Origin of the sequence: Nocardioides sp. URHA0032, from assembly GCF_000620645.1 — a bacterium.
GTDB lineage: Bacteria > Actinomycetota > Actinomycetes > Propionibacteriales > Nocardioidaceae > Nocardioides.
Genome location: NZ_KK211159.1, coordinates 20,468 through 44,651 on the forward strand (window position 1 = coordinate 20,468; position 24,184 = coordinate 44,651).

A 24,184-nucleotide genomic window follows, 5' to 3' on the forward strand; every position below is an offset into this window, starting at 1 on the left:
CCAGCATGGCGCGATCACCAACAAACAGTCAAGACTGACTGTTTGTCATTCGAGCCGCGCGACCATCGGCAGCCGCGACCGGGTGCTCAGCCCGACGATCAGCGCGGTCACCAGCGGCAGCCCGACGACCAGGCCGAGGATCATCAGCCACGGGACGTCGAGGAACGGGCCGGTGTCGGAGTACGCCGGCGCCGTCAGCGGCACCGTGATCGCGAGGCCGGGGATGAACCCCACCACCGCACCGAGCACGGCGCCGACGAAGCCGACCACCAGCGCGTACGACGCCGCGACCCCGCGCCGGCGGCGCGGGGAGGCGCCGACTGCGGAGAGCGTCGCGAGGTCCGGCCGGGCGTCCGAGAGCGCGAGGAACGTCGCCGTCAGCGTGCCGCCGAGCATCAGCACCGCGCCGAGCCCCGCGAGCACCAGCTGCACGATCTTCGTGCCCTGGTCGGCCTGGTAGCCGCGCTCGACGTAGAACCCGGCGTTCCGGCTGACCGCCGAGATCGCCTCGGAGAGGTTCTCCTGCTGGGTCGCCGAGATGTCGGTCCCGGTGACGGCGAGGGCCCCGGTGGACGTCTCCGCGCCGAGGCGCTCGGCGACCGCGGGCGGCACGATCGCGGCGAGCGGCGGGTAGGAGCCCGCGGTGAAGCGGACGTAGGCGGCCGGCACGGTCACCCGCTCGTGCCCCCGCCGCACCACCGCCGTCTCGTCGTCGACCCGGTCGTCGGTGAAGGCCACGACACCGCCGCGCGCGAGAACCTCGTCGGCTCTCGCGCGGTCCGCGGCAGACACCCCGGGGACCACCGACGGGACCGCCCCGGCCACGAGGATCGAGGAGCCGAAGTTCTCCGTCATGGTCTCCAGGAGCGGACCGCGGTGGTGCGGCGCCGTGATCTGGACCGAGCTGCCCCGCCCGGCCGCGGCGAGCACGAGCTCGACGTCCGCGTCCGGGACCTCGCGCCGCACCGCATCCTCGATCTCGTCCCACTTCGCGGGCTTCAGGCCGTACCCCGTCACCGCGGCCTGCCCCATCGCGAGCGTCGGCGTGTACGTGCCGCGGTTCTCCGCCTCGTCGCTGGTGACCGCGATGCCGAGCGCGACCACGCCCGCGACGGTGGCCGCGACCGCGGCGACCGCGGGCACGGTGCGCGTCCGGTGCCGGGCGGCGTCCCGCGCGGCGTACCGCGGCGACAGCGGCAGCCGGCCGGCCAGCCGCGCCACGCCGATCACGACGACGGGCACGATGAAGAGCATCCCCAGCACGGCCAGGATCGCGGCGCCGGCGATGAGGAACGCACCGGTGTCGCCCGAGGTCGTGCCGAACACCGCCATCGCGACGGCGCCGCCGATGAGGAGGACGCCCGCGATCGGCGAGCGCGCCGACGGGGGCCGATCGGCTCGCCGGCCGGCGAGCACCGCCACGACGTCCTGGCGCGAGGCGATGACGGCTGGGACGACGGCCGCCAGCACCGCACTGGCCAGGCCGAACGCGGCGACGCCGAGCAGGTGCGGCCACGGCACGTCGAACGGGCCGAACCAGGTGCTCGACCACCGCTGCACGACGGGCACGAGCAGCCACCCGGCACCGATCCCGAGGATCACGCCCAGCACCGCGGCGGCGCCCCCCAGGACGACCCCGCCCGCGAGCACGACCCGCCGGGTCTGGGCCGGGGTGCCGCCGGAGGCGGCCATCAGCGCCAGGCTCCGCGACTGGCGCCGGGCGCTGACCGCGAATGCCGGACCGGCGAGCAGCACCACCTCGAGCAGCGCCATCACCACGACGAGCGCGACGGCCGCGATGACCGCGTTGTCGCTCCCGGAGCTCCACGACCGGATCTCCGCGGGGACCTCCGAGGCGGGCGGAGGATCCTCGATGACCGCACGGGACAGCACGGTCGCCCCCATCGCGTTGAGGTCCTTGACCGTCTCCCAGGAGACCGGTCCACCAGCGGCCAGCCAGGTCGGACCGCCGGCATACGCGGCCGAGACGCCGAGGCTGCCGACCGGGCCGGCGACGTAGGGGTAGGTGCGCAGTTCGGGCGACTCTGCAACGCCCACGATCACCGGCGACGGCGCGTCCTTGCCGCGGATGTCGAGCCGGTCCGCGACGGCGTACCCCTTGTCCAGGAGGGCCCGGTTCACCACCACCTCGCCGGCGTCCTGCGGGAGCCGGCCGGAGGTGAGGTCGACCAGGCCGGCGGCGACCGGGTCGCGCAGGTCGACCTCGACCGAGTCCGCCGACGCGTAGCCCTTGTCGGTGCGGACGTCGACGCCGCCGGTGCGCTCCACGACCAGTCGTGCGCCGCCGAGCGCGGCCGAGATGTCCGCCGCGGCGGGCGGCTCCTGCTTCCGCCCGTCGGAGGTGTTGCCGTCGTACGGGTCGAAGGCCTGGATCATCGGCCGTCCCTCCGCGGGCACGACGACCTGAGCAGCCGCCGACCCGAGCCGGCGGTCGAGCCCCTCGACACTGCTGACCGACTGGGTCTGGATCAGCACGTCGGCCGCCGTCACCGCGAGCACGGGCAGCGCGATCATCACCAGCACCAGGACCGACCGGCCGCGGGCGCGCAGCGCCTCCCGTGCCGCGATCCGCAGCGCGAGTCGCCAGGAGGTGACCCGGCCGGCTCCCGGTCGGCTCATCGGGTGACGCCCGACTCGAGCAGCCCCTCGGCAGCGTCGGTGCCGGTCTCGTCGATCACCACTCCGTCGCGCAGGAACACCACCCGGTCGGCCCAAGCGGCGTGCCGCGCCTCGTGCGTGACGAGGACGCCGGCGGCGCCCGCGTCGCAGCGCACCCGGAGCAGGCGCAGGATGTCCTCGCCGGTCTCGCTGTCGAGCGCCCCCGTGGGCTCGTCCGCGAGGATCAGGCGGCGGTCCCCCACGACCGCCCGCGCGATCGCGACGCGCTGCTGCTGGCCACCGGACATGTGGTCGGGGAACCGGTCGGCGAGGTCGCCGATGCCGACCTCGTCGAGGGCCGTCCGCGCCGCCGCGCGAGCCGTGCGGGTGCGGACGCCGTCGAGTTCCAGCGGGAGCGCGACGTTCTCCACCGCCGTCAGCGCGGGGATCAGGTTGAAGTCCTGGAAGACGTAGCCGATGGAGGTACGCCGCATCCGGGCGCGGCCGCCGTTCCCCAGGGTGGCCAGGTCGACACCCTCGACGGAGACCGTGCCGGAGGTCGGTGCGTCCAGGCCGCCGGCCAGCGTGAGCAGCGTCGACTTGCCGGACCCGGACGGGCCCATGACCGCGACCAGCTCGCCGGCGGACGCGCGGAAGGAGACGTCGCGCAGGGCGCGCACCTCGGTGGCGCCCTCGCCGTGCACGCGGGTGACGACGTTGAGGTGCAGCACCGAGCTCATCGGGCCACCTCCGGTGCGTCGACGGGAGCCGGGACGGCCGGCTTCTCGAGCGCGGCGCGCCGCAGCCGGGCCTCGCAGTGATCGAGCCAGCGGATCTCCGCCTCGGCCGCGAACACGAGCGAGTCGAGCACCAGCCCCCACGCCAGGTCGTTGCCCCCGTCGCGCTTGAGCCGGGTGTAGTCCTGCAGGGCGGCCATGGTCGCGGAGCGCTGCTGCTGGATCACGCTGCCGACGTCGACGCCGGGCATCGTGACGGCGAGGGCGAGCTTGATCGCCAGCTCGTCGCGGGGCGGCTGGGTGCGCGGCACCGGGGTGGTGAACCAGGCCGCGACCTCCTCACGCCCGGCTGCGGTGACCCGGTAGATGACGTGGCCCTCGCCGTCCGCGCCGTCGGCCTCGACGAGGCCGTCGCGCTCGAGCCGGGTCAGGGTCGTGTAGACCTGCCCGACGTTGAGGGGCCAGGTCGACCCGGTGCGCTGCTCGAACTCCGCGCGCAGCTGGTAACCGTATCGCGGGCCCTGCTCGAGGAGGGCCAGGAGTGCCTGTTTCACCGACATACCGAGTATGTATACCCGGTATGCACCGCGCTGGCAAGATGGTGCTGGAGGGCAGAATCGGTCCGGTGACCACCACGCGGATCCCCGGTCTCGTCCTCACCGACCACACGGTCGAGGTGCCGCTCGACCACGCCCGGCCGGACGGGCCCACGATCGAGGTCTTCGCGCGCGAGGCGGTCGCCGCCGGCCGTGAGCACGACGACCTGCCCTGGCTGCTCTTCCTCCAGGGCGGACCGGGCGGGAAGTCGCCGCGCCCGGGCGGCGGCGCCGACGCCTGGGTCCGGTTCGCCACCCGCACGCACCGGGTGCTGCTGCTCGACCAGCGCGGGACCGGCCGGAGCACGCCGTTGACCCGCCTGTCGGTCGCGGGCAGGTCCGACGCCGAGATCGCGGCGTACCTCCGGCTGATGCGCGCGGACAGCATCGTCGCCGACGCCGAGGTGCTGCGCGCCCGGGTCGCCGGCGGCCGGACCTGGGAGACCCTCGGCCAGAGCTACGGCGGCTTCGTCACGATGGCCTACCTCTCGCGCGCCCCCGAGGCGCTCGACGCCTGCTACGTCACCGGCGGGCTGCCCGGGCTGACCGCGACCGCCGACGAGGTCTACCGGCGCACCTACCCGCGGGTGGCCCGCAAGAACGCGGAGTTCTACGCGCGCCACCCCGGTGACCGTGAGCTGGTGCGCCGGATCGCGAACCACCTGGACGCGCACGTCGTCGTGCTGCCCGACGGCGACCGGCTGACCACGCGCCGGTTCCGGCTGGTCGGCAGCGCGTTCGGGATGAGCGACGGCTACGAGCGGGTGCACTGGCTGCTGGACGAGGCGTTCCACGGCCACCGGCTCTCCGACGTCTTCCTGTCCGGGGTGATGGCGCTGACGTCGTACGCCGAGGGGCCGCTGTTCGCGCTGCAGGAGTACACCTACGGCCGGCCCGGCGCCGGCCCGACCGCGTGGGCTGCCGAGCGCGAGATGGCGCGGCACCCGGAGTTCGCCGAGCACCAGGACCCGCTGCTGCTCACCGGCGAGATGTTCTACCGCTGGATGTTCTCCGACATCCGGGCGCTCGAGCCGTTCGCGGGAGCGGCGGACCTGCTGGCGGCGTACGACGACTGGCCGCCGCTGTACGACCTCGACCGGCTCGCCGGCAACGAGGTGCCGGTGCTCGCGGCGGTCTACTTCGACGACATGTACGTCGACGCCGAGCTCCAGCTCGAGACCGCGCGAGGGGTCGGCAATGTCCGCACCTGGGTCACCGACGAGTTCGAGCACGACGGCCTGCGGGCGGACGCGCCGCGGGTGCTGGGACGGCTGATGGCGATGCGCGCCGGTCAGGTGTAGCTGTTCGAGGGCCAGCCGTTGGCGTCGAGGTACCAGACCGCCGAGGTCAGCACGACGAGGATCAGCAGCGCGAACAGCAACCCGCCGGCGACCGGCAGGAACCAGCCCGGCGCCCGCTTCGAGCGGACGGCCGTCACCTTCACCACGACCGCACCGAACACCGCGCAGCCGAGGACGCCGTGCACGACCGTGCGCAGCGGCACCTTCTCGCCGTCCGGCAGGTGACCGCTCTCCAGGCCGAGCGCCCAGATGCAGTGGTAGGCCACGAACACGCTCAGCAGCAGGGCGACCGCGCCGGTGGCGCGGTGCGCGGTGCCCAGCCAGGACGGCAGAGCGAGCCCGAGCTTCCCGTAGAGCCACAGGGCGCCGAGGAGCTGGAGCACCGCGAGCACGCCGATCACGCAGGTCACCGCGACCTTCATCGCGAGCACGGTGTCGAACCCGAGCGTCGTCGTACCGCTCAGGGTCGGGTCGTGGAGGGTGCCGAAGACGCCGACGAGCAACGCGACGACGGCGCCCGCCGCGAACGCCGTGAGGGGGACCGTCATGCCCCTGCCCATGGGCACAGCATGCTCCCGGCGGGTGCTCAGCGGTAGGTCAGGTGCTCGCCCTCGAGGTGCGGGTGCTCGTTGAACGTGAGGATCCGGGCGCCGGTCGAGCCGACCACGACGCGGGTGAACGACGAGTTCACGATCGTGGTGTTGAAGCGGCTCCAGAGCCGGCCGAACGTCGCATCGTCGGCGCCGGGGTCGACCAGCGCGGCGCAGGCCGCGGCGATCGGGCCGCCGGACGTGACGACGACGGCCGTGCCGCCCGGCCCGGCCTGGGCGCAGACGTCGTCCAGCGACGCGGTCACGCGGGTGCGGAAGGCCGACCACGGCTCGTGGTACTCGCCGTCGTGCTCGCCGGCGGTCCAGCGCGCGGTCGCGAGCTCGAAGACCCGCTGGAACTCGCGGTTGTCGAGCTCGCCCGGCGGTACGTCGGGGTACGCCGCCACCACGCCGAGGTGGTCGAACTCGTCCCACCCGGGATCCACCACCGCGTCGGCCCAGCCGGCCGCCTCGGCCGTCTCGCGGTGCCGGCGCATCGAGCCGCGGACGACCGCGGTCGGCCGGTCGGCCTTCTCGCGCAGCCACTCGCCCAGCAGGCGGCCCTGCTGCCAGCCGGTCTCGGACAGCACGTCGTAGTCGTCGGCCCCGAACGACGCCTGCCCGTGACGGACCAGGATCACCACACCCATGCCCGGCAGGCTAGAGGAGGGCCCGTCCGTGCCATTCCCGGTCCCGGGTCGCGGGACCTACCGTCGGACCATGTTCATCCAGGTGTTCCAGGGTGTCTGCACCCGGCACGACGAGCTGAAGGCGGTCCTCGACCGCTGGCCCGTCGAGCTCGGGCCGGGCGCCGACGGCTGGCTCGGTGGGACCTACGGGTTCACCGACGACGACTACTTCGTCGCCGTGGTGCGGTTCGAGGACCGCGCCGCCGCGGAGGCGAACTCCCGGCGCCCCGAGCAGGGTGCGTGGGCCGAGCGGCTGATGGCGGCCTTCGACGGGCCCGTGGAGTTCCACGACGCGGACGACGTGACGCTGCTCTTCGACGGCGGCTCCGACGAGGCGGGCTTCGTGCAGGTGATCCAGGGCCGGGTCGACGACCCGGGGCGGCTGCGGCGGCTGATCGCCTCGGAGCCCTCGGAGCTGCGCCGGATGCGTCCCGACATCATCGGCGCGACGTTGGCGATGGAGCCGGACGGGTCCTTCACCGAGACCGTTGCGTTCACCGACGAGGCGAGCGCCCGCCGCGCCGAGGGGCAGGAGCCGCCCGCCGACGTCCGTGCCGAGCTCGAGTACGCGATGGCCGGCGCGCGGTTCTACGACCTGCGCCATCCCTGGTTCGCCTCGCCGTAGGGACGTCGTCCGAGGTGGTCGCGGGAGCGACCGACTCGGACGACGTCCCGGCGCGGGTCAGGCCGGGAAGGAGCCGTGCGACGCGGCGAGGTCACGCAGCCACGCCGAGGCGCGGAACCGGTCGCCGTACCTCTCGGCGAGCTCGTCGGCGCGCTTCACGAACGCCCCGAGGCCGATCTGGCCCTCGGTGTTCTCGTAGCCCGTCATGAACTGCGCGGCGCCGCCGGTCATCGCCGGGAAGCCGATGCCCATGATCGAGCCGATGTTCGCGGCGGCCGCGGACTCGATGACGCCCTCCTCGAAGCACTTCGCGGTCTCGATCGCCTCGACGAACAGCAGTCGGTCCTTGACGTCCTGGAACGGGACCGGCTGGTCGGCGACCGGGAACGCCTCGGCGAGTCCCGGCCAGATCCCGACGCGGGACCGGGACTCGTCGTACTCGTAGAAGCCGGCGCCCTTGAGCCGCGACGGGCGGCCGATCTCGAGCATCCTCTCGACGACCGCGGTGCCCGGGTGCGGGGCGTAGTCGATCCCGTCGCGCGCGGCGGCGTCGGCGGTCGCCTTGCCGATCTTGGCCATCAGCTCCATGTTGAGCTCGTCGCTGAGCTGCAGCGGGCCGACCGGGTAGCCGTCCTGGGTCGCGGCCCGCTCGATGCTGACGGGGTGCACGCCCTCGGCGAGCATCGCGAGGCCCTCGTTGACCATGGTGCCGATCACCCGCGAGGTGTAGAAGCCGCGGCTGTCGTTGACGACGATCGGCGTCTTCCGGATCTGCTGCACCACGTCGTACGCCTTGGCCAGCGCGACGTCCGAGGTCTCCTTGCCCCTGATGATCTCGACCAGCGGCATCTTGTCGACGGGCGAGAAGAAGTGCAGGCCGATGAAGTCGGCGGGCCGGTCCACGCCGGTCGCGAGCTCGGTGATCGGCAGCGTCGAGGTGTTGGAGCAGAGCAGCGCGTCGGGGTCGACGTACGACGCGACCTCCGCGAACACCTGCTGCTTCAGCGCCGGGTCCTCGAAGACGGCCTCGATGACGAGGTCGCACCCCGCGAGGTCGGCCGGGTCCGCGGTCGGGGTGATCCTCCCCAGCAGCTCCTCCGACTTCTCCTCGGTGAGCTTCCCGCGCGAGATCGCCTTGGCGTTGAGCTTCTCGGAGTACGCCTTGCCCTTGTCCGCGCCCTCCTGCGAGACGTCCTTGAGCACCACCTGCATGCCCGCACGGGCGCACGAGTAGGCGATGCCGGCGCCCATCATGCCGGCGCCGAGGACACCCACCTTCTTCGCCGTGTAGGGCTCGATGCCCTGCGGTCGCAGCTTGCCGGCGTTGATCGCCTGCAGGTCGAAGAAGAACGCCTGGATCATGTTCTTCGAGCCCTGGTTGACGATCAGGTTCGTCAGGTAGCGCGACTCGATCCGCGACGCCGTGTCGAAGTCGGTCAGCGCGCCCTCGACCGCGGCGGACAGGATCGCGCGCGGCGCCGGGTAGACCGCGCCCTTGGTCTGCTTGCGCAGCAGCGCGGGGAACGCCGGCAGGAAGCCCGCCAGCGCGGGCGACGTCGGCGATCCGCCGGGCATCTTGTAGCCGGGCTTGTCCCACGGGTTCTGGTGCTCGTCCGGGTTGGCCCTGATCCACGCCTTGGCGGCCGGGACCAGCTCCTCGCGGGTGGCGACCAGCTCGTCGACCAGGCCCTTCTCCTTCGCGGCGCTCGGCTTGAACTGGGTGCCGGGGAGCAGCACGTCCATCAGGCCGGACTGCAGGCCGAGGAGGCGGACGACGCGGGTCACGCCGCCCCCGCCCGGGAGCAGGCCGAGCGTCGACTCGGGCAGTCCGAGCTTGACGCTGTCGTCGTCGACCACGATGCGGTGGTTGCACGCCAGGCAGATCTCGAAGCCACCCCCGAGGGCGGCACCGTTGATCGCGGCGACCACCGGCCTCGGGTACAGCTCGAGCTTGCGCAGGCCGGCCTTCACCGCCTCGCCCATCGCGAACACCGGGGCGGCGTCCGCCTTGGTCGCCTGGACCATGTTCTTGAGGTTGCCGCCCGCGAAGAACGTCTTCTTGGCGCTCGCGATCACGACGCCCGTCACGCTGTCGACCTCGTCGTACAGCCGCTGCACGGCGGCCGACATCGACTCCTGGTAGACCTCGTTCATGGTGTTCGCGCTCGCGGTCGGGTCGTCGAGCGTGAGGGTGACGATGCCGTCGGCGTCGCGGTCGTAGCGGACGGCGGTCTGCTGGTCAGTGCTGCTGGTGCTCATCGGGATTCCTGTTCTGGGTGCCAGGTGAGGTGATGGTGCTCAGGGAGAGCGACTGGGTCTCGATACGCCCTGGTCCGCGACCTCGTTCCTCGGTCGCGGGGGCTACTCGACCACCGACGGGTCGCTCCGGCTCGTCAACGGCGGTCTGGCGGCTCCGCCGCTCAGACCACCTCGACGATCGTGGCGATCCCCATGCCGCCGCCGACGCAGAGCGTGGCGAGGCCGCGGCGCAGGTCCCGGCGCTGGAGCTCGTCGATGAGGGTGCCGAGGATCATCGCGCCGGTGGCACCGAGCGGGTGGCCCATCGCGATCGCGCCGCCGTTGACGTTGGTGATCTCGTGGCTGATGCCGAGGTCCCGCATGAACCGCATGGCGACGGCGGCGAACGCCTCGTTGATCTCGAAGAGGTCGATGTCCTCGACCTCGAGACCGGCCCTGGCGAGCGCCTTGCGTGCGGCCGGTGCGGGCCCGGTCAGCATGATCGTCGGGTCCGCGCCCGACACGGCGGTCGCCAGCACGCGGGCCCGCGGGGTCAGGCCCAGTGCGGAGCCGACCTCCTCGGTGCCGATCGCCATCAGGGCCGCGCCGTCGACGATGCCCGAGGAGTTGCCGGCGTGGTGGACGTGGTCGATCCGCTCGACCCAGTGGTACTTCTCGAGCGCTACGTCGTCGAAGCCCGCCTGTGCGCCGATGTCGGCGAAGCTGGGCTTCAGCCCGGCCAGGCCCTCTGGGCTCGTGTCCGGACGGATCGTCTCGTCGTGGTCGAGCACCGTGAGGCCGTTGAGGTCCTTCACCGGGACGACGGCGTTCGCGAAGTAGCCGTTGGCCCAGGCCTTGGCCGCGCGGTGGTGGGACTCGGCGGCGTATGCGTCGACGTCCTCCCGGCTCCAGCCCTCGATCGTCGCGATCAGGTCGGCGCCGATGCCCTGCGGCACGAAGCCGGTCGTGAGCGCGGTGGCGGGGTCGGACGCCCACGCGCCGCCGTCGGAGCCCATCGGCACCCGGCTCATCGACTCCACGCCGCCGGCGAGGATCAGGTCCTCGAAGCCGCCGCGGACGCGGGACGCGGCCTGGTTGACGGCCTCCAGGCCGGACGCGCAGAAGCGGTTCAGCTGCACGCCCGCGACCGTCTCCGGGTACCCGGCCTTGAGCGCCGCGGTCTTGGCGATGTCGCCGCCCTGCTCGCCGATCGGCGACACGACGCCGAGGACGACGTCGTCGACGCGCTCCGGGTCGAGCGTGGGGTTGCGCACCTTGATCTCGTCGAGGAGCCCGACCATCAGGTCGACGGGCTTCACCTCGTGGAGGGAGCCGACCTTCTTGCCCTTGCCGCGCGGCGTGCGAATGTGGTCGTACACGAATGCCTCTGCCATGCAGCGATTGTGACACTATTACTGTCACCGTCAACAGGATGGATCGTGTGGTGCGGGTCACGAGGAGTGGGATGGACGAGCTGCTGACGCTCGAGGAGCTGACGACGCGGGTCGGCATGAGCGTGCGGAACATCCGCTTCTACACGACCAAGGGCCTGGTCCCGCCGCCGATCCGGCGCGGCCGCTCCGGGTACTACAGCAGCGACCACGTGGCCCGGCTCGAGCTGGTCCAGGAGCTCCAGGCACACGGCTTCACCCTCTCGGCGATCGAGAAGTACGTCGCACGGATCCCGGCCGACGCCTCTCCCGAGGACATCGCACTGCACCGGACGATGCTCGCGCCCTGGCAGGCGGACCTGCCGGTCGAGATGTCGAGGACCGAGCTCGAGAAGCGCACCGGCCGCACGCTCAGCGACGACGACCTGACCACGCTGGCCGCCCTGGGCATCGTGTTCCGCACCAAGCGCGGCCGCTACGAGGTCGCGGTCTCCCAGCTCTCGGTCGGCCTCGGCCTGCTCGAGCTCGGCTTCCCGACCGAGGCTGCACTCGCCGCCGCCGACGTGTACGCCGAGCACGGCCGGCAGATCGCCAAGGAGCTGAACGAGCTGTTCCGCACCATGGTCTGGCCGGTCTACCGGGAGTCCGGCGCCCCGCCCGACCGGCTGCGCGAGGTCGTCGAGCGGCTCAAGCCGCTGTCGGTGGCGAGCCTGGTGTCGGCGTACGAGGCCGCGATGGACGAGACCCGCCGCGAGAACATCGCCAAGCGGGCCCGCTGAGCGCGACCGGCTCCACGACCACTACCGGGGCCGCCGGGTGGGTACGGCAGGACCCGTGAGCACCGTCCTCGTCACCGGCGCGACCGGCTTCGTCGGCCGCCACCTGGTCCCCGCGCTCCTCGAGCGCGGCTTCGACGTCCGCGCGATGACCCGACGCCCGGAGGAGTACGACGCCTCGGGGGAGCCGGTGGCCGGCGACGTCTCGGACGCGGGCAGCCTGGCCGCTCCGCTCGAGGGCGTGGACGTCGCGGTGTACCTCGTGCACTCGCTCGACGAGGACGACTTCGAGCAGCGGGACGCCGAGGCGGCGCGGGCGTTCGGGCTGGCCGCCGCGGCGAGCGGGGTGCGCCAGATCGTCTACCTCGGCGGCCTCGGCAAGGACGACGGCCGGCTCTCGCCGCACCTGCGCTCGCGGCGCGAGGTCGAGCGGCTGCTCGGTGGGTCGGGCGTCCCGGTCACGGTGCTGCGCGCGGCGATCGTCGTCGGCGCCGGTGGCATCTCCTGGGAGATGACCCGGCAGCTGGTGAAGAACCTGCCGGCGATGGTGGTGCCGAGGTGGGCGGAGACCCGCACCCAGCCGATCGCGCTCGCGGACGTGGTGCGCTACCTCGCCGGCGTCGTCGGCCGGGAGGAGGCGTACGGCCGGGCGTACGAGATCGGCGGCCCCGACCAGCTCAGCTACGTCGACATGCTCCAGCAGGCGGCCGAGGTGATCAACGGGCGCCGGGTGCCGATCGTGACCGTGCCGGTGCTCACGCCCCGGCTCTCGTCGTACTGGATCTCGTTCGTCACCGACGTGGACGCGACGACGGGGCGGAACCTGATCGACTCGATGGGCACCGAGGTGATCGTCACCGACCACGCGATCCGCGACCTGGTGCCGGGCGAGCCCCTGACCTACGCCGAGGCGGTGCGGCTAGCGCTGGAAGAGAGCGGGCAGCAGGAAGAGCATGGTGAGTGACCACGTGCAGTGCGTGAGGATCGGCGGCAGCAGGGCGTCGTAGCGCCGTCGCTCCAGGGCGACGATCACGCCGAGCACCACGGCGGCGAACGCGAGCAGCAGGTTGCCGGTCGCCAGCGTCGTGAGGCCGTAGACGGCGGTCGTCACCGCGACGGGGTGGCGCGGGACGAGGTCGTAGGCCGCGCCGCGGAAGAACAGCTCCTCGGCGATGCCGGTGACGACCGTGACGAGGACGAGCAGCGGCCACGAGCCGCGGGCCGCGTGGTCGGCGACGTCGCGCACCTGCCCGTCGAGGAACGCGACCTGCCTGACGACGAACGAGCCCACGACGAACAGGCCCACCAGCGCCGCGCCCGCCGCGACCGGCACGAGCACCGGGCGAGGTGGGCCGAGACGCGGTGGGCCCACGGCGTACGCGGCCACGACCCACACGCCGGCCAGGGCCAGCGTCGCCGCGTAGAACCACGCACTTCCGGGCGGGATGCGCAGGGAGACCCCGAGCACCGCGCCACCGAGAACGACGAAGGCGGCGGCGATCAGCCGTCGATCGCGCACACGCCCCCCTGCGTCGTACCGGCTACTTGGAGAGTCCGTCCTTGACGTCCTTGGCGGCGTCCTTGACGTGCTCGCCGGCGTTCTTCACCTTGCCGGACGTCTGGTCCGCCTGGCCCTCGGACTTCAGGTCGCGGTCACCGGTGGCGCTGCCTGCCGACTCCTTGCCCTTGCCCTTGAGCTCTTCAGCCTTGTTCTCTGCCTTGTCCTTGAGTCCCATAGGGCTCCAGTGACCGGTCAGGGGTACGCCGAAACGTCAGGAGGCGCGCTGGCGCGGGCGACCGCGGCCACCGCGGGACCGCGATCGGCTGCCGGCCGGGCGGTTGCCCGCGGACCCGTTGGCCTGCCGGACGGCAGGCGCCTCGACGACCAGGCCACCGGGCACGGTGCTCCGCTCGCCCGGGGCCAGCTGGGCCAGCATCGGGTGGCTCGCGCCGGTGACCTTGGTGACCGTCGGCTTGATGCCCGCGGCGCGGGTGAGCGCACGGACGTCGCGCACCTGGTCGTCGGTCATCAGCGTCACCACGGTGCCACGGGCGCCGGCGCGCGCCGTACGGCCCGAACGGTGCAGGTAGGCCTTGTGCTCGACCGGCGGGTCGGCGTGCACGACCAGCGCCACGTCGTCGACGTGGATGCCGCGGGCCGCGATGTCGGTCGCGACCAGCGTGGTCGCCCGGCCCGCGTGGAACGCGTCCATGTTGCGGGTCCGCGCGCCCTGGCTGAGGTTGCCGTGCAGCTCGACCGTCGGGACGCCGTTGCGGTTGAGCTGGCGGGTGAGGGCCTTCGCGCCGTGCTTGGTGCGGGTGAACACCACGGTCCGGCCGGGCGCGCTGGTCAGGTCGGTCAGCACCGAGACGCGGTGCTCCCGGGACAGGTGCAGGACGTGGTGGTCCATGGTCGAGACGGGAGACTGCGCCGAGTCGGCCTCGTGGGTGACCGGGTCGGTCAGGAAGCGCTTCACGATCACGTCGATCGCCTTGTCCAGCGTCGCCGAGAACAGCAGCCGCTGCCCGTCGCGCGGCGTCCGGTCGAGGATCCGGCGGACGACGGGCAGGAAGCCCAGGTCGGCCATGTGGTCGGCCTCGTCCAGCACGGTGATCTCGACCGCGCCGAGGTCGCAGTGACCCTGGCCGATCAGGTCCTCGAGACGACCGGGGCAGGCGAGCACGATATCCGCGCCCCGGCGCAGGCCCTGGACCTGCGGGCCCTGGCCGACACCGCCGAACACGGTCTGGGTGGTGAGGCCGGCGGCCCTCGCCAGCGGGTCGAGCGCCTCCTTGATCTGGCCGACCAGCTCGCGGGTCGGGGCCAGGATCAGGGCGCGCGGCCGGCCGGAGCGGACCTTGCGGCCGGAGGCCGACAGTCGCGCGACCAGCGGCAGCAGGAAGGCGTAGGTCTTGCCGGAGCCGGTGCGGCCCCGGCCCAGGACGTCGCGGCCCGCGAGCGAGTCGGGGAGCGTGGCGGCCTGGATGGGAGTCGGGGAGGTGATGCCGCGGGTCGCGAGGACGGCGGCAAGGTCAGCGGGCACGCCGAGATCGGCGAAGCCCGCAGTGTGAACTGCAGAAGACAAGAGAGAGTCACTCACTGCTGGGGGTGTCTCGCCAGCATGGGTTCCGAGATGGCGCTGGAGCCGGGGCTCGCGCGGGCCCGAGGCAAGACAGAACGGGCTCCGTCCGTAAGTCTACGCAGAAGGTGCCCGATCCGACGATTCAGCGGCTCACCGGAACGTCAGCACCCCGTCGTCGATCCGGTCCCGGTTGATGGACCGGACGTCCTTGAGGTAGTTCTGCCGCAGCTTCCAGGGCTCCCGGTCGCCCTGCTTCGGCAGCTCGTCGAGGGCGCGGAGGATGTAGCCGGAGCTGAAGTCGATCAGGCGCTCCTCCCCGACGGACGGGTCGCGGGGCGCCACCACGCGGCGTACGCCGTGCTCGTCCAGGTGGCGGAGCAGCCGGCAGACGAAGTCGGCGACCAGGTCGGCCTTGAGCGTCCAGGAGGCGTTGGTGTAGCCGATCGTGAAGACGAAGTTCGGCACGTCGCTGAGCATCAGCGCCTTGTAGGTCATCGTGTCCTGCATCTTGACCTCGGCGCCGTCCACGGTGAGCTCGACGCCGCCCATCGCCTTGAGGGTGAGCCCGGTCGCGCTGACGATGACGTCGGCCTCGAGCTCCTCGCCCGAGCGGAGCAGGATGCCGCGCTCGGTGAACCGCTCGATGTGGTCGGTCACGACGGACGCCGACCCGCTGCGCAGCGCCTCGAACAGGTCGCCGTCCGGCACGAAGCAGACCCGCTGGTCCCACGGGTTGTAGGCGGGCCTGAAGTGCTCGTCCACGTCGACGTCGGGCGGCAGCTGCTTGGCCGCCTCCTTGCGGATGAACCCCTTCACCATCTCCGGCCGGCGGCGGGAGAGCTGGAAGAACAGCGTCGAGGCGAGGATGGCCTTGGCGCGCACGATCCGGTAGCGGAGGGCCGACGGCAGCCGGTGCAGGCGGGTGGCGATCGGGTCGCGCCCGGGCAGCGACAGGACGTACGTCGGGGAGCGCTGGAGCATGGTGACGTGGGCGGCGCCGGCCTGCGCCATCGCGGGCACCAGGGTGACCGCCGTCGCACCCGACCCGATGACCACGACCTTCTTGCCGGTGTAGTCGAGGTCCTCCGGCCAGTGCTGCGGGTGCACGATCGTGCCGCGGAAGTCCTGCTGGCCGGGGAAGTCGGGCGTGAAGCCCTTGTCATAGTCGTAGTAGCCGCCGCAGGCCCAGAGGAAGCCGGTCGTGATCGTGCGGGTCTCGCCGTCGTGCTCGACCTGGACCGTCCACAGGGACGTCCCGGAGTCCCACGCGGCACCGACGACCCGGTGCCGGTAGCGGATCAGCCGCTCGACGTCGTACTCCCGGGCGACCGTGCGGAGGTACTCCAGGATCGACGGGCCGTCGGCGAGCGCGACGTCGCCCTCCCAGTGCCGCCACTTGAAGCCGAACGTGAACATGTCCGAGTCCGAGCGGATCCCCGGGTAGCGGAACAGGTCCCAGGTGCCGCCCAGGGAATCGCGCGCCTCGAGGACCGCGACGGACTTCCCGGGGTGCTCCGTGCTCAGCCGGCAGGCGGCTCCGATGCCGGACAGCCCGGCGCCGATGATGAGGACGTCGACGTGCTCGCTCATGGCACACACCTTACTGAATATCTGTCAACAGGCATAGAGCTCGACGAACCGGCTCAGCAGCCGCGGCGGGTGCTCGACGTGGCTCCGCCGGGCCAGCGCCTGGACCCGCTCGGCCTCCTCGGGCGGGTCGAAGTAGCCGTGGTGGCGGTAGATGTCGATGCGCAGGCAGATGCCCTCGACGTCGAGCTCGGGGTGGAACTGCGTCGCGTAGACGTTGCTGCCCATCCGGAACGCCTGGACCGGGCAGGTGGCGCTGCCCGCGAGCCTGGTCGCGCCCGCGGGGAGCCTGCTGACGGCCTCCTTGTGGCCGAGGAACGCGTCGAACTCGCGCGGCATCTCCCCCAGCAGCGGGTCGGCCGCGCCCGCGTCGGTCAGCGTGACGCGGACGGCCGAGATCGGCTCGCCGTACCTCCGGTCGACCAGGCCGCCGCGCAGCCCGCCCAGCACCCCGACGCCGTAGCAGGCGCCGAGGAACGGGAAGTCCTGCTCGAGGACCCGCTCGGCGAGGCCGCGGAGCTCGGCCTCCGCGCGCCGCTGCGCCGCGCTCTTGGCCTCCTCGGGGTCGCTCGCGTTGTACGGGCCGCCGCCGAGGATGATCCCGGACCAGTCCGCGAGCTCGACCGGTCCGAGCTCGCGCGCCTCGAGGCGGATGCGGCGTACGTCGCGCTCGTCGAGCCCGGAGCAGGCGAGGACGGCGGCGTACTCGCTGTCCGCGGCGGCGTCCTCGGCGCGGGTGCCCAGGAACAGGAACGGCTTCACTGACCCGGGGGTGCCTGGACGGCGGCGCCGGTCGCGATCAGCTCGTCGGCGTTCGTGACGCCCCAGGCGGCCAGCGCTTCCCGGGTGCTGTCGCCGGCGGACTCGGCGAGGCGGCCGATCGTCGCCCCCGTGCGGGAGAACCGCGGGGCAGGGGCGGGCTGGAGGTAGCCGTCGTGGTGGACGAGGGTGCCGCGGGCCCTGATGTGCGGGTGCTCCGCCGCCGCGGTCAGCGGGATGATCCCGGCGACGCAGGCGTCCGTGCCCTCGAAGACCGCGACCCACTCGGCCTGGGTCCGCTGCCGGAACGTCTCCGCGATCAGCGTGCGCAGCGCGTCGGCCCGGTCGGCGTCGTTCCGGTCCGGAGCCGTGTGCTCGATGCCGAGCAGGCGCACGAACTCGGCGTAGAACTGGGGCTCGAGCGCGCCGACCGACATGTGCTTGCCGTCGGCGGTCTCGTAGACGTCGTAGTAGGGCACGCCGCCGTCGAGGAGGTTCGATGCCCGCTCCTCCTTGAAGCCGCCGGACGCGAGGAACGCCGCGGTCATGGTGTTGAGGTGCGTGGTGCCGTCGACGATCGCGGCGTCGACGACCTGCCCCCGGTTGCTGACCCGGGCTTCCAGGAGCGCAGCGAGGATGCCGATCACGAGGTACGTCGACCCGCCGCCGAAGTCGCCGACCAGGTTGCCCGGGAAGTGCGGCCGGCTCCGGTCCTGGCCGAGGCCGTGCAGCGCGCCGGTGATCGCGATGTAGTTCATGTCGTGGCCGGCCACCTGCGCGAAAGGTCCGTCCTGGCCCCACCCGGTCATCCGCCCGTAGACGAGGCGCTCGTTGCGCTCGTGGCAGGCCTCCGGTCCGAAGCCCAGCCGCTCCGCCACGCCCGGCCGCATGCCCTCGACCAGCACGTCGGCGTTCTCGACCAGCGTCAGCACGGTCTCGACGGCGTCGGGGTTCTTCAGGTCGAGCGCCACGCTGGGACGGCCGCGGTTGAGCAGCATGTGCGGCCCGCCGCCCGCCAGCGCCTGCCCGCCGGGCCGCTCGATCCGGATCACGTCGGCACCGAGGTCGGCAAGGATCATGCACGCGTGCGGCCCGGGCCCGATCCCGGCGATCTCGACCACCTTCACGCCCTTGAGCGGACCGGTGCCCCGGCCGAGTTCGATGCTCATGCCCGGCATCATGACAGAGGCGCTGTCAGCGTCCCTGTGGATGGGCGGTCGCGCTCGTCGGCGCTCCGCGCTGGGATCGCGGCATGCGTCCGATCCCGCCCGAGCTGCTGCGCGGACCGTTCACGCGCTCGCATGCGGCGGAGCTCGGGGTGACCAGCCGCCAGCTCGAGGGCGCCCGCTTCGTCCGCGTCTTCCCCCGGGTGCACCGGTGGTCGGACCACGTGATGACCGAGAGCGACTGGGTGAGTGCCGCCCGGCTCTCACTGCCCGGCGACGCCCAGCTGACCGGGATCACGCGGATCCAGCAGCTCGGGCTCGACTTCGGTCCCCGGCGGCCGATGCGGTTCGTCGTCGACCGCGACCTCCATCTCTCCCTCGACGAGATCTTCCTGCACCGGACCAGACGGCTGCCGCCGACCGACGAGGTCGGAGTCGTCCCCGCCGGCGCCTACCTGGCCTACTGCGCGCGGGCCCGGGTGATCGACGCGATCAAGGTCGGCGACTGGCTGCTCCGCCACCAGCACACGACGCCGGAGGCGATCCGCGACGTCGCCCTGTCAGCGCCCTGGCGCGACGGAGCCCACGAGGCGGTGTGGGTCCTCGACCACCTGGTCGCTGGCTCGAGGTCGCTGAAGGAGAGCGAGACCCGGGCGGTCCTGTCGTTCGCCGGCCTCCCTCCTCCCGAGACCAACGTCGCTGTCGACGTCCGGGAGAACGTCGAGGTCATCGGGGACCTGGTGTACCGGGACCTCGGGCTCGTCGTGGAGTACGAAGGCGCCCACCACCAGACCGACCGCTCGCAGTACCTCTGCGACGTCGACCGCTACGCCCTGCTGCGGACCGCGAACGTGCCGTACGTGCAGGTCACGAACGAGAAGCTGAGGCGGCCGAAGACGCTGGTGGGCGAGGTGTATCGCGGGCTCCTGGCCGCCGGCTACACAGGGCCGGCCCCGCGCTTCGACGATCGGTGGCGGTTGCTCTTCCTGCCGCTGTCGACGGCGGTGGGGCCACGCTGGGCCCGCATCACCGGGCGAGCGGTGGGTTAGCCACCTTCTGCGCGGTGGATTCGGTGGCTGGCTCACCGGCGGCCCGGCGTTCACCCTCTCGGCCCGGGCCGGGCCAGCGGTGCCTCAGCCACCTTTTTCGACCCGGATTCGGTGGCCGGCCCACCGCTCACCGGCGCCCGCCCCGGCCAGCGGTGCCTCAGCCACCCTTTTCGACCCGGATTCGGTGGCCAGCCCACCGCCCACCCGCGCCCGCCCCGGCCAGCGGTGCCTCAGCCACCTATTTCGCACCACATTCGGTGGTCAACCCACCGCCCGCCAACGCCCGCACCCGCCAGCGCCGCCCGCCAGCGCCACGGCGTCCAGTCAGAGCACCCGCCGCAGGAACTGCCGGGTCCGCTCCTCGCGGGGGGAGGTGAAGATCTCGGACGGCGGTCCCTGCTCGAGGATCCGGCCCTCGTCGAGGAAGCACACCGACGTGGCGATGTCGCGGGCGAACGCCATCTCGTGGGTGGCGAGCACCATGGTCATGCCGGCCTCGGCCTCGGCCCGGACGATCGAGAGCACCTCACCGACCAGCTCGGGGTCCAGCGCTGCGGTGATCTCGTCGAGCAGCAGCAGCCGGGGCGAGGTGCAGAGCGCGCGGACCAGGGCGGCGCGTTGCTGCTGGCCGCCGGACAGGCGGTCCGGGTGCTTGGCCGCCTGGTCCTCGAGTCCGAAGCGGGACAGCAGGGACATCGCTCGTTGGGAGGCCTCCGCCCGCGACAGGCCGTGCACGAGACGCGGCGCGAGCGTGCAGTTGTCCAGGACGGTCAGGTGCGGGAACAGGTTGTACGCCTGGAACACCAGCCCGATCTGCGACCGCACCGAGCGGGCATCGACGCGCGGGTCGGAGATCTCGGCGCCGTCGAAGGAGATCACCCCGTCGTCGATCTCCTCGAGCAGGTTCAGGCAGCGCAGCAGCGTGGACTTCCCCGACCCGGACGACCCGATCAGGCAGATCACGTCGTGCTGCTCCACGGTCATCGAGACGTCGTCCAGCACAACGCGGTCGCCGTACGACTTCCGCACCCCGGACACGGTCAGCAGGCTCACAGGGCCCCCGCGAGCTCGCGGCGCCGCATCCGCGCGGTCAGCCAGTCGCACAGCCGGGCGAGGGGCACGGTCATCGCGATGAAGAAGCAGGCGACCACGACGTACGGCGTGTAGTTGAAGTTGTAGTTCCCGTAGTCGCGAGCGACGAAGACCGCGTCGAAGACGCCGATCGCGGAGGCGAGCGCCGTGTCCTTCTGCAGCGACACGAAGTCGTTGAGCAGTGGCGGGATCACCCGGCGCACGGCTTGGGGTACGACGACGTGCCGGAGCGCCTGACCGCGCGAGAGTCCCAGCGACTGCGCACTCGCCCACTGCGACGGGTGGACGGACTCGATGCCCGAGCGGAACACCTCCGCGACGTAGGCGCTGTAGGAGATGATCAGCGCGACCGTCGCCCAGAAGAACGGGCTGATCGGCAGGCCCTGCAGCTGCAGGCTCGGCATGCCGAAGCCGAGCAGCAGCACCAGCAGGATGGTCGGGATCCCCCGGACGACGTCCGTGTAGACGATCGCCGTGATCCGCAGCGGCATCAGCCAGGGCGACCTGCTGACCCGGGCGATCGCGATCAGCATGCCGAGGACCAGGATGAAGACCTCGGCGACCAGGAACATCTTGATGTTCAGCCAGATCGCGTCCCAGACGTCCGGCAGCACGGCGCGTGCGTGGTGGCCGTTGAAGAACGTCTCCTTCACGGTCGCCCAGCCCGGGGAGCTGACCAGGCCGACGCCGATCAGCACGAACACGACGACCGTGGACACCGTCGCGATCAGGATCGACCGGGTGCGCAGGCGCCGCCGTACGACCCGGCGATCGAGCTCGTGCCGGCTCGGTGACCAGTCACTCACTGAAGCGTGGGCACGTTCACGACGTCGGAGAGCCACTGCTTCTCGATCTGCGCGAGGGTGCCGTCCTCCTTGAGCTTCGCGAGAGCGGCGTCCACGCACGGGACCAGGAGGTTGCCCTTTTGGAACAGCATGCCGAACTCCTCCTGCTGTCCGGTCTCCGGTTGGAACTGGCCCACGATCGTGCTGTTCGGGATCTCGACGGCACTGATGTAGAACGCGGTCGGGAGGTCGGAGAGGATCGCGTCGACCTGGCCGTTCTGCAGCGCCTGCTTCGCGGCGTTGGTGTCGTCGAACACCGCGGGGTCCTCGGTCGGCTGGATCACGTCCCGGATGGCGGTGAGCGACGTGGTGCCGGTCTGGGCACCGAGCTTGAGGTCCTTGAGGTCCGCGATGCTGGTGGCCGCGGCACCCGGCGTGCCCTTCAGCGCGATGACCGCCTGCGCGGCCTGGTAGTAGCCGTCGGAGAAGTCCACGACCTCGGCACGCTGCGGGGTGATCGAGATCTGGTTGATGTCGAAGTCGAAGTCCTTCTCACCCGGGGCGTAGGACTTGTTGAACGGCACCTTGACCCACGTGACCTGGTCCTTGCTGAAGCCGAGCTGCTCCGCGACGGCGTACGCCACCGCGGACTCGAAGCCCTTGCCGTTGCTCGGGTCGTTGTCGACGAACCACGGGTCGTACGCCGGGGAGTCGGTGCCGACCGTCAGCTGGCCGGGGGTCCGCAGCGGCAGCGAGTCGGTCGCACACTGGTTCGCGGTGGCCGACGGGTTCCCGGTGTCGGTCGCGGTGGCACCCCCGTCCGACTCGGGCGCGCACGCGACGGCGGCGAGAAGCAGGGGTACGGCGGCAACCGCCAGGGATCCACGCAGGCGCATGGCGAAAGCGTAGGACCCCGGGGCCCGCGACGACGCATTCCGCAGATTTGTGGACGTGGTGAGATGGACCGGTGCTCCGCGACCTTTCCGACGACCAGGCCCGGACCGCGCTCCCGTTCAAGTGGGGCGCGACCGAGCCCGGGGTGCTGCCGGCCTGGGTCGCCGAGATGGACTTCCGGCTGGCGGAGCCGATCGAGGACGCACTCGTGCGCGCCGTCCGCGGCAGCGCCCTCGGCTACCCGCCGCCCGCGGACGGGCTCGGTACGGCGTTCGCGGGGTTCGCGCAGCGGCACTGGTCCTGGCGCGTTCCCGACGACGCCTCGGTCGCGACCGGCGGGGTGATGAGCGGCATCCGCCTCGCCCTCGAGGCGCTCTGCCCGGCGGGACCCGTCGTGGTGCCCCAGCCCTGCTACCCGCCGTTCCGCGATGTCGTGGCGGTCACCGGTCGCGAGCTGGTGACCGTCGACCTCGACCCGGACGCCGACGTCGCGACCCTGGACCTGGCCGCGATCGAGGCGGCGTTCGCCGCGGGCGCCCGCACCTTCCTCCTCTGCAACCCGCACAACCCGCTCGGCCGGGCCTGGACCCGGTCCGAGCTGGAGGCGCTCGCGGAGCTGACCGGGCGGTACGGCGTACGCGTGGTCTCCGACGAGATCCACGCGCCGCTGGTGCTGCCGGGCGCGACGTTCACGCCGTACCTCACCGTGGACCAGTCGGCCGTCATGGTCACCAGTGCCTCGAAGTCGTTCAACATGCCGGCCGTGCACGGCGCCCAGCTCGTGCTGCTCGACCCGGCCGACCGCGAGCGCGTCCGCGCGCTCCCGGTCCCGGCGCAGAACACCTGGTCCTCGCTCGGCGTCGTCGCCGGCGAGGTCGCGTGGCGGGACTGCGACGAGTGGCTGGCCGCGCTGGTCGAGCGCCTGGACCGGAACCGGGCGCTGCTCGCCGACGAGCTGCCACCGAAGGCACGGATGCGGCCGCTGGAGGCGACGTACCTCGCATGGCTCGACCTGCGCGCCTACGCCGCCGACCCCTGCGCGGTCGCGCTGCGGCACGGCGTTCGACTCGCGCCCGGTGGCGACTACCAGCCCGGCCTGCCGGGCCACGTCCGGCTCAACCTCGCGACCAGTGCCGACCGGCTGGCGGAGATCCTTCACCGGCTGGTCACCGGGCTGACCACGTCGGGGACCGGGACCGACACCTAGGGTGACGCGCCTGGACTCACTGTCATCGGGTGTGGCGTCGACGTGCTTCCGCACCGACCGGAAGCCGCCGACCTCGCGAAGCGCTCAGACATCCAGCCGGCCGCGACGCTGGACGAGCGGCCGCGGCGCCTGCGGCAGCCAGGTACGGGTGATGTGGTCGACGACGTGCACGCCGGCCGGTGCCTCGACCCGCTGGAGCCCCTCGACCTGCTCCCCGCGGCCCTCCATCAGCGCGCTGTAGACCTCCCACTCGCGGCGCTTGCGCGGTGCGCGGGACGACTCGTCGAACGAGGTGTGGCTCCAGTGCGCGAACTCGTCGGCGTCCAGCCACTTCAGCTCGACGCACAGCCCCTCGGGCATGATCAGCCGCTCCGACGTGCTCGGGAACTCGCGCACCTCCCACTCGAACGCCTTCACGAACGTGAACTCCGGCCCCATCGGGTAGATCCACGGCTCCAGGAACCGGAACCCGAGGTCGATCCACGCCACCGACTCGCTCTCGATCGAGACCGGGTGCCGCGGCACCAGCACGACGGCATCCGAGCCCTCGAGCTGCCACGACAGGTCCGACAGCGCGGCCACGCCCTCGCGGGTCAGCACCATGTCGCCGTCCCACTTCATCGAGTACGACGTGCGCACGTGCGCGAACGACCAGTTGTAGAAGTGGGTCAGCGAGTGCACGGAGTCCGGCGGGGTCGCGAGGTGCTCGTGACCCGCGCGGCTCACCCTGAACGGGTACGACGTCAGCGTGAAGCGCCCGGTCGCCCCGCACTCCTCGGCCACCCGCTGCGCGACCTCGGGCGTGCCGTCGTCCGAGCCGTTGTCGACCAGCACCACGTGCTGCACCGCCTCGAACATCGGCGGCAGCACCCAGGGCAGGTTGCGCGCCTCGTTCTTCACCCGGAACACGCAGGTGAGCCCGGGCGCCAGCGGCCCGCGCGTCCACGGCCAGGTGACGTCGTACGCCGTCTCGCCCTCGAGGTTGGCGATGTCGACCACG

General features: G+C 72.2%; 23 protein-coding genes. 6 read left to right on the forward strand and 17 right to left on the reverse strand.

The features are described 5' to 3' along the window. Positions 1 to 45: 45 nt before the first annotated feature. The 3 genes from N538_RS0113785 to N538_RS0113795 are packed head-to-tail and all read right to left on the reverse strand — an operon-like array spanning position 46 to position 3,916. Positions 46 to 2,640, reverse strand: coding sequence for an ABC transporter permease (locus N538_RS0113785; protein ID WP_028637768.1), 2,595 nt, complete (start codon positions 2,638 to 2,640; stop codon positions 46 to 48). Further along, entirely contained in the window at positions 2,637 to 3,359 is a 723-nt protein-coding gene (locus tag N538_RS0113790; RefSeq protein ID WP_028637769.1) for an ABC transporter ATP-binding protein, read from the reverse strand. Before N538_RS0113790 ends, N538_RS0113785 begins: the two co-directional genes overlap by 4 nt. Further along, entirely contained in the window at positions 3,356 to 3,916 is a 561-nt protein-coding gene (locus N538_RS0113795; RefSeq protein WP_028637770.1) for a PadR family transcriptional regulator, read from the reverse strand. The genes N538_RS0113790 and N538_RS0113795 overlap by 4 nt, the downstream gene beginning before the upstream one ends. Before the next feature lie 65 nt (positions 3,917 to 3,981). Between N538_RS0113795 and N538_RS0113800 the strand changes: the two genes are divergently transcribed. Further along, entirely contained in the window at positions 3,982 to 5,253 is a 1,272-nt protein-coding gene (locus N538_RS0113800) for an alpha/beta fold hydrolase (RefSeq protein WP_231496218.1), read from the forward strand. Here N538_RS0113800 and N538_RS0113805 read toward each other — a convergent pair. Together N538_RS0113805 and N538_RS0113810 are read right to left on the reverse strand one after the other, a co-directional pair. Further along, positions 5,244 to 5,801: a DUF6529 family protein gene (locus N538_RS0113805; RefSeq protein ID WP_028637772.1), complete on the reverse strand. Its 558-nt coding sequence runs from the start codon at positions 5,799 to 5,801 to the stop codon at positions 5,244 to 5,246. The two genes, N538_RS0113800 and N538_RS0113805, sit on opposite strands and share 10 nt — an antisense overlap. Positions 5,802 to 5,839: 38 nt before the next feature. Then, positions 5,840 to 6,493 carry a histidine phosphatase family protein gene (locus tag N538_RS0113810; protein ID WP_028637773.1) on the reverse strand — a complete coding sequence of 218 codons (654 nt, stop codon included), beginning with the start codon at positions 6,491 to 6,493 and terminating at the stop codon, positions 5,840 to 5,842. A gap of 70 nt (positions 6,494 to 6,563) precedes the next feature. On the opposite strand from N538_RS0113810, the gene N538_RS0113815 reads away from it, so the two are divergent. Further along, positions 6,564 to 7,157 (forward strand): hypothetical protein, encoded by a 594-nt coding sequence (locus N538_RS0113815; RefSeq protein WP_028637774.1) that lies wholly within the window; start codon positions 6,564 to 6,566, stop codon positions 7,155 to 7,157. Between the two features lie 57 nt (positions 7,158 to 7,214). Here the strand turns inward: N538_RS0113815 and N538_RS0113820 are convergent, their stop codons facing one another. Both N538_RS0113820 and N538_RS0113825 read right to left on the reverse strand, forming a co-directional pair. Continuing rightward, positions 7,215 to 9,416, reverse strand: a complete 2,202-nt coding sequence (locus N538_RS0113820; protein ID WP_028637775.1) for a 3-hydroxyacyl-CoA dehydrogenase NAD-binding domain-containing protein — start codon at positions 9,414 to 9,416, stop codon at positions 7,215 to 7,217. A gap of 161 nt (positions 9,417 to 9,577) precedes the next feature. Further along, a complete protein-coding gene (locus N538_RS0113825; RefSeq protein WP_028637776.1) occupies positions 9,578 to 10,789 on the reverse strand; it encodes an acetyl-CoA C-acetyltransferase in 1,212 nt (403 codons plus the stop codon). 71 nt (positions 10,790 to 10,860) lie between these two features. Between N538_RS0113825 and N538_RS0113830 the strand changes: the two genes are divergently transcribed. Further along, on the forward strand, positions 10,861 to 11,565 hold the full coding sequence (locus N538_RS0113830) for a MerR family transcriptional regulator (RefSeq protein WP_231496219.1): 705 nt from the start codon (positions 10,861 to 10,863) through the stop codon (positions 11,563 to 11,565). Positions 11,566 to 11,620: 55 nt separating this feature from the next. Continuing rightward, positions 11,621 to 12,526, forward strand: coding sequence for an NAD(P)H-binding protein (locus N538_RS0113835; RefSeq protein WP_036570600.1), 906 nt, complete (start codon positions 11,621 to 11,623; stop codon positions 12,524 to 12,526). Here the strand turns inward: N538_RS0113835 and N538_RS25430 are convergent. From N538_RS25430 to N538_RS25440, 6 genes are all read right to left on the reverse strand, one after another. Next, positions 12,482 to 13,081, reverse strand: a complete 600-nt coding sequence (locus tag N538_RS25430) for a CPBP family intramembrane glutamic endopeptidase (RefSeq protein ID WP_051549287.1) — start codon at positions 13,079 to 13,081, stop codon at positions 12,482 to 12,484. The genes N538_RS0113835 and N538_RS25430 overlap by 45 nt on opposite strands. A gap of 22 nt (positions 13,082 to 13,103) precedes the next feature. Next, positions 13,104 to 13,298, reverse strand: a complete 195-nt coding sequence (locus N538_RS0113845; RefSeq protein WP_028637779.1) for a CsbD family protein — start codon at positions 13,296 to 13,298, stop codon at positions 13,104 to 13,106. Between the two features lie 36 nt (positions 13,299 to 13,334). Then, entirely contained in the window at positions 13,335 to 14,606 is a 1,272-nt protein-coding gene (locus tag N538_RS25435) for a DEAD/DEAH box helicase (RefSeq protein WP_231496220.1), read from the reverse strand. A gap of 189 nt (positions 14,607 to 14,795) precedes the next feature. Then, on the reverse strand, positions 14,796 to 16,235 hold the full coding sequence (locus N538_RS0113855; RefSeq protein ID WP_028637780.1) for a flavin-containing monooxygenase: 1,440 nt from the start codon (positions 16,233 to 16,235) through the stop codon (positions 14,796 to 14,798). A 24-nt stretch (positions 16,236 to 16,259) separates the two neighbouring features. Continuing rightward, positions 16,260 to 16,994, reverse strand: a complete 735-nt coding sequence (locus tag N538_RS0113860; protein WP_028637781.1) for a glutamine amidotransferase — start codon at positions 16,992 to 16,994, stop codon at positions 16,260 to 16,262. After that, complete coding sequence (locus tag N538_RS25440) at positions 16,991 to 18,160, reverse strand: CaiB/BaiF CoA transferase family protein (RefSeq protein ID WP_036570606.1); 1,170 nt, start codon at positions 18,158 to 18,160, stop codon at positions 16,991 to 16,993. Before N538_RS25440 ends, N538_RS0113860 begins: the two co-directional genes overlap by 4 nt. A gap of 83 nt (positions 18,161 to 18,243) precedes the next feature. Between N538_RS25440 and N538_RS0113870 the strand changes: the two genes are divergently transcribed. Further along, positions 18,244 to 19,206, forward strand: a complete 963-nt coding sequence (locus N538_RS0113870) for a hypothetical protein (RefSeq protein WP_028637782.1) — start codon at positions 18,244 to 18,246, stop codon at positions 19,204 to 19,206. Between the two features lie 324 nt (positions 19,207 to 19,530). Here N538_RS0113870 and N538_RS0113875 read toward each other — a convergent pair whose 3' ends face one another. The 3 genes from N538_RS0113875 to N538_RS0113885 are packed head-to-tail and all read right to left on the reverse strand — an operon-like array spanning position 19,531 to position 21,979. Further along, positions 19,531 to 20,259: an amino acid ABC transporter ATP-binding protein gene (locus tag N538_RS0113875; RefSeq protein ID WP_028637783.1), complete on the reverse strand. Its 729-nt coding sequence runs from the start codon at positions 20,257 to 20,259 to the stop codon at positions 19,531 to 19,533. Beyond that, positions 20,256 to 21,104: an amino acid ABC transporter permease gene (locus N538_RS0113880; protein ID WP_028637784.1), complete on the reverse strand. Its 849-nt coding sequence runs from the start codon at positions 21,102 to 21,104 to the stop codon at positions 20,256 to 20,258. Before N538_RS0113880 ends, N538_RS0113875 begins: the two co-directional genes overlap by 4 nt. Further along, the gene (locus tag N538_RS0113885; protein ID WP_028637785.1) at positions 21,101 to 21,979 is read right to left on the reverse strand and encodes an ABC transporter substrate-binding protein; all 879 of its coding nucleotides are present in this window, start codon (positions 21,977 to 21,979) and stop codon (positions 21,101 to 21,103) included. The genes N538_RS0113880 and N538_RS0113885 overlap by 4 nt, the downstream gene beginning before the upstream one ends. Before the next feature lie 71 nt (positions 21,980 to 22,050). Here N538_RS0113885 and N538_RS25445 point away from each other — a divergent pair, with 71 nt between their 5' ends. Further along, positions 22,051 to 23,184: a MalY/PatB family protein gene (locus N538_RS25445; protein ID WP_036570609.1), complete on the forward strand. Its 1,134-nt coding sequence runs from the start codon at positions 22,051 to 22,053 to the stop codon at positions 23,182 to 23,184. 84 nt (positions 23,185 to 23,268) lie between these two features. Here the strand turns inward: N538_RS25445 and N538_RS0113895 are convergent, their stop codons facing one another. Further along, positions 23,269 to 24,183, reverse strand: coding sequence for a hypothetical protein (locus tag N538_RS0113895; protein ID WP_231496221.1), 915 nt, complete (start codon positions 24,181 to 24,183; stop codon positions 23,269 to 23,271). Between the last annotated feature and the right edge of the window lies 1 nt (position 24,184).

Excerpts from the sequence above, each read along its gene's own strand:
- N538_RS0113785 (WP_028637768.1), bottom strand. The coding sequence starts at position 2,640 with ATGAGCCGACCGGGAGCCGGCCGGGTCACCTCCTGGCGACTCGCGCTG.
- N538_RS0113790 (WP_028637769.1), bottom strand. The coding sequence starts at position 3,359 with ATGAGCTCGGTGCTGCACCTCAACGTCGTCACCCGCGTGCACGGCGAG.
- N538_RS0113795 (WP_028637770.1), bottom strand. The coding sequence starts at position 3,916 with ATGTCGGTGAAACAGGCACTCCTGGCCCTCCTCGAGCAGGGCCCGCGA.
- N538_RS0113805 (WP_028637772.1), bottom strand. The coding sequence starts at position 5,801 with ATGACGGTCCCCCTCACGGCGTTCGCGGCGGGCGCCGTCGTCGCGTTG.
- N538_RS0113810 (WP_028637773.1), bottom strand. The coding sequence starts at position 6,493 with ATGGGTGTGGTGATCCTGGTCCGTCACGGGCAGGCGTCGTTCGGGGCC.
- N538_RS0113815 (WP_028637774.1), top strand. The coding sequence starts at position 6,564 with ATGTTCATCCAGGTGTTCCAGGGTGTCTGCACCCGGCACGACGAGCTG.
- N538_RS0113820 (WP_028637775.1), bottom strand. The coding sequence starts at position 9,416 with ATGAGCACCAGCAGCACTGACCAGCAGACCGCCGTCCGCTACGACCGC.
- N538_RS0113825 (WP_028637776.1), bottom strand. The coding sequence starts at position 10,789 with ATGGCAGAGGCATTCGTGTACGACCACATTCGCACGCCGCGCGGCAAG.
- N538_RS0113830 (WP_231496219.1), top strand. The coding sequence starts at position 10,861 with ATGGACGAGCTGCTGACGCTCGAGGAGCTGACGACGCGGGTCGGCATG.
- N538_RS0113845 (WP_028637779.1), bottom strand. The coding sequence starts at position 13,298 with ATGGGACTCAAGGACAAGGCAGAGAACAAGGCTGAAGAGCTCAAGGGC.
- N538_RS0113855 (WP_028637780.1), bottom strand. The coding sequence starts at position 16,235 with ATGAGCGAGCACGTCGACGTCCTCATCATCGGCGCCGGGCTGTCCGGC.
- N538_RS25440 (WP_036570606.1), bottom strand. The coding sequence starts at position 18,160 with ATGAGCATCGAACTCGGCCGGGGCACCGGTCCGCTCAAGGGCGTGAAG.
- N538_RS0113870 (WP_028637782.1), top strand. The coding sequence starts at position 18,244 with ATGCGTCCGATCCCGCCCGAGCTGCTGCGCGGACCGTTCACGCGCTCG.
- N538_RS0113885 (WP_028637785.1), bottom strand. The coding sequence starts at position 21,979 with ATGCGCCTGCGTGGATCCCTGGCGGTTGCCGCCGTACCCCTGCTTCTC.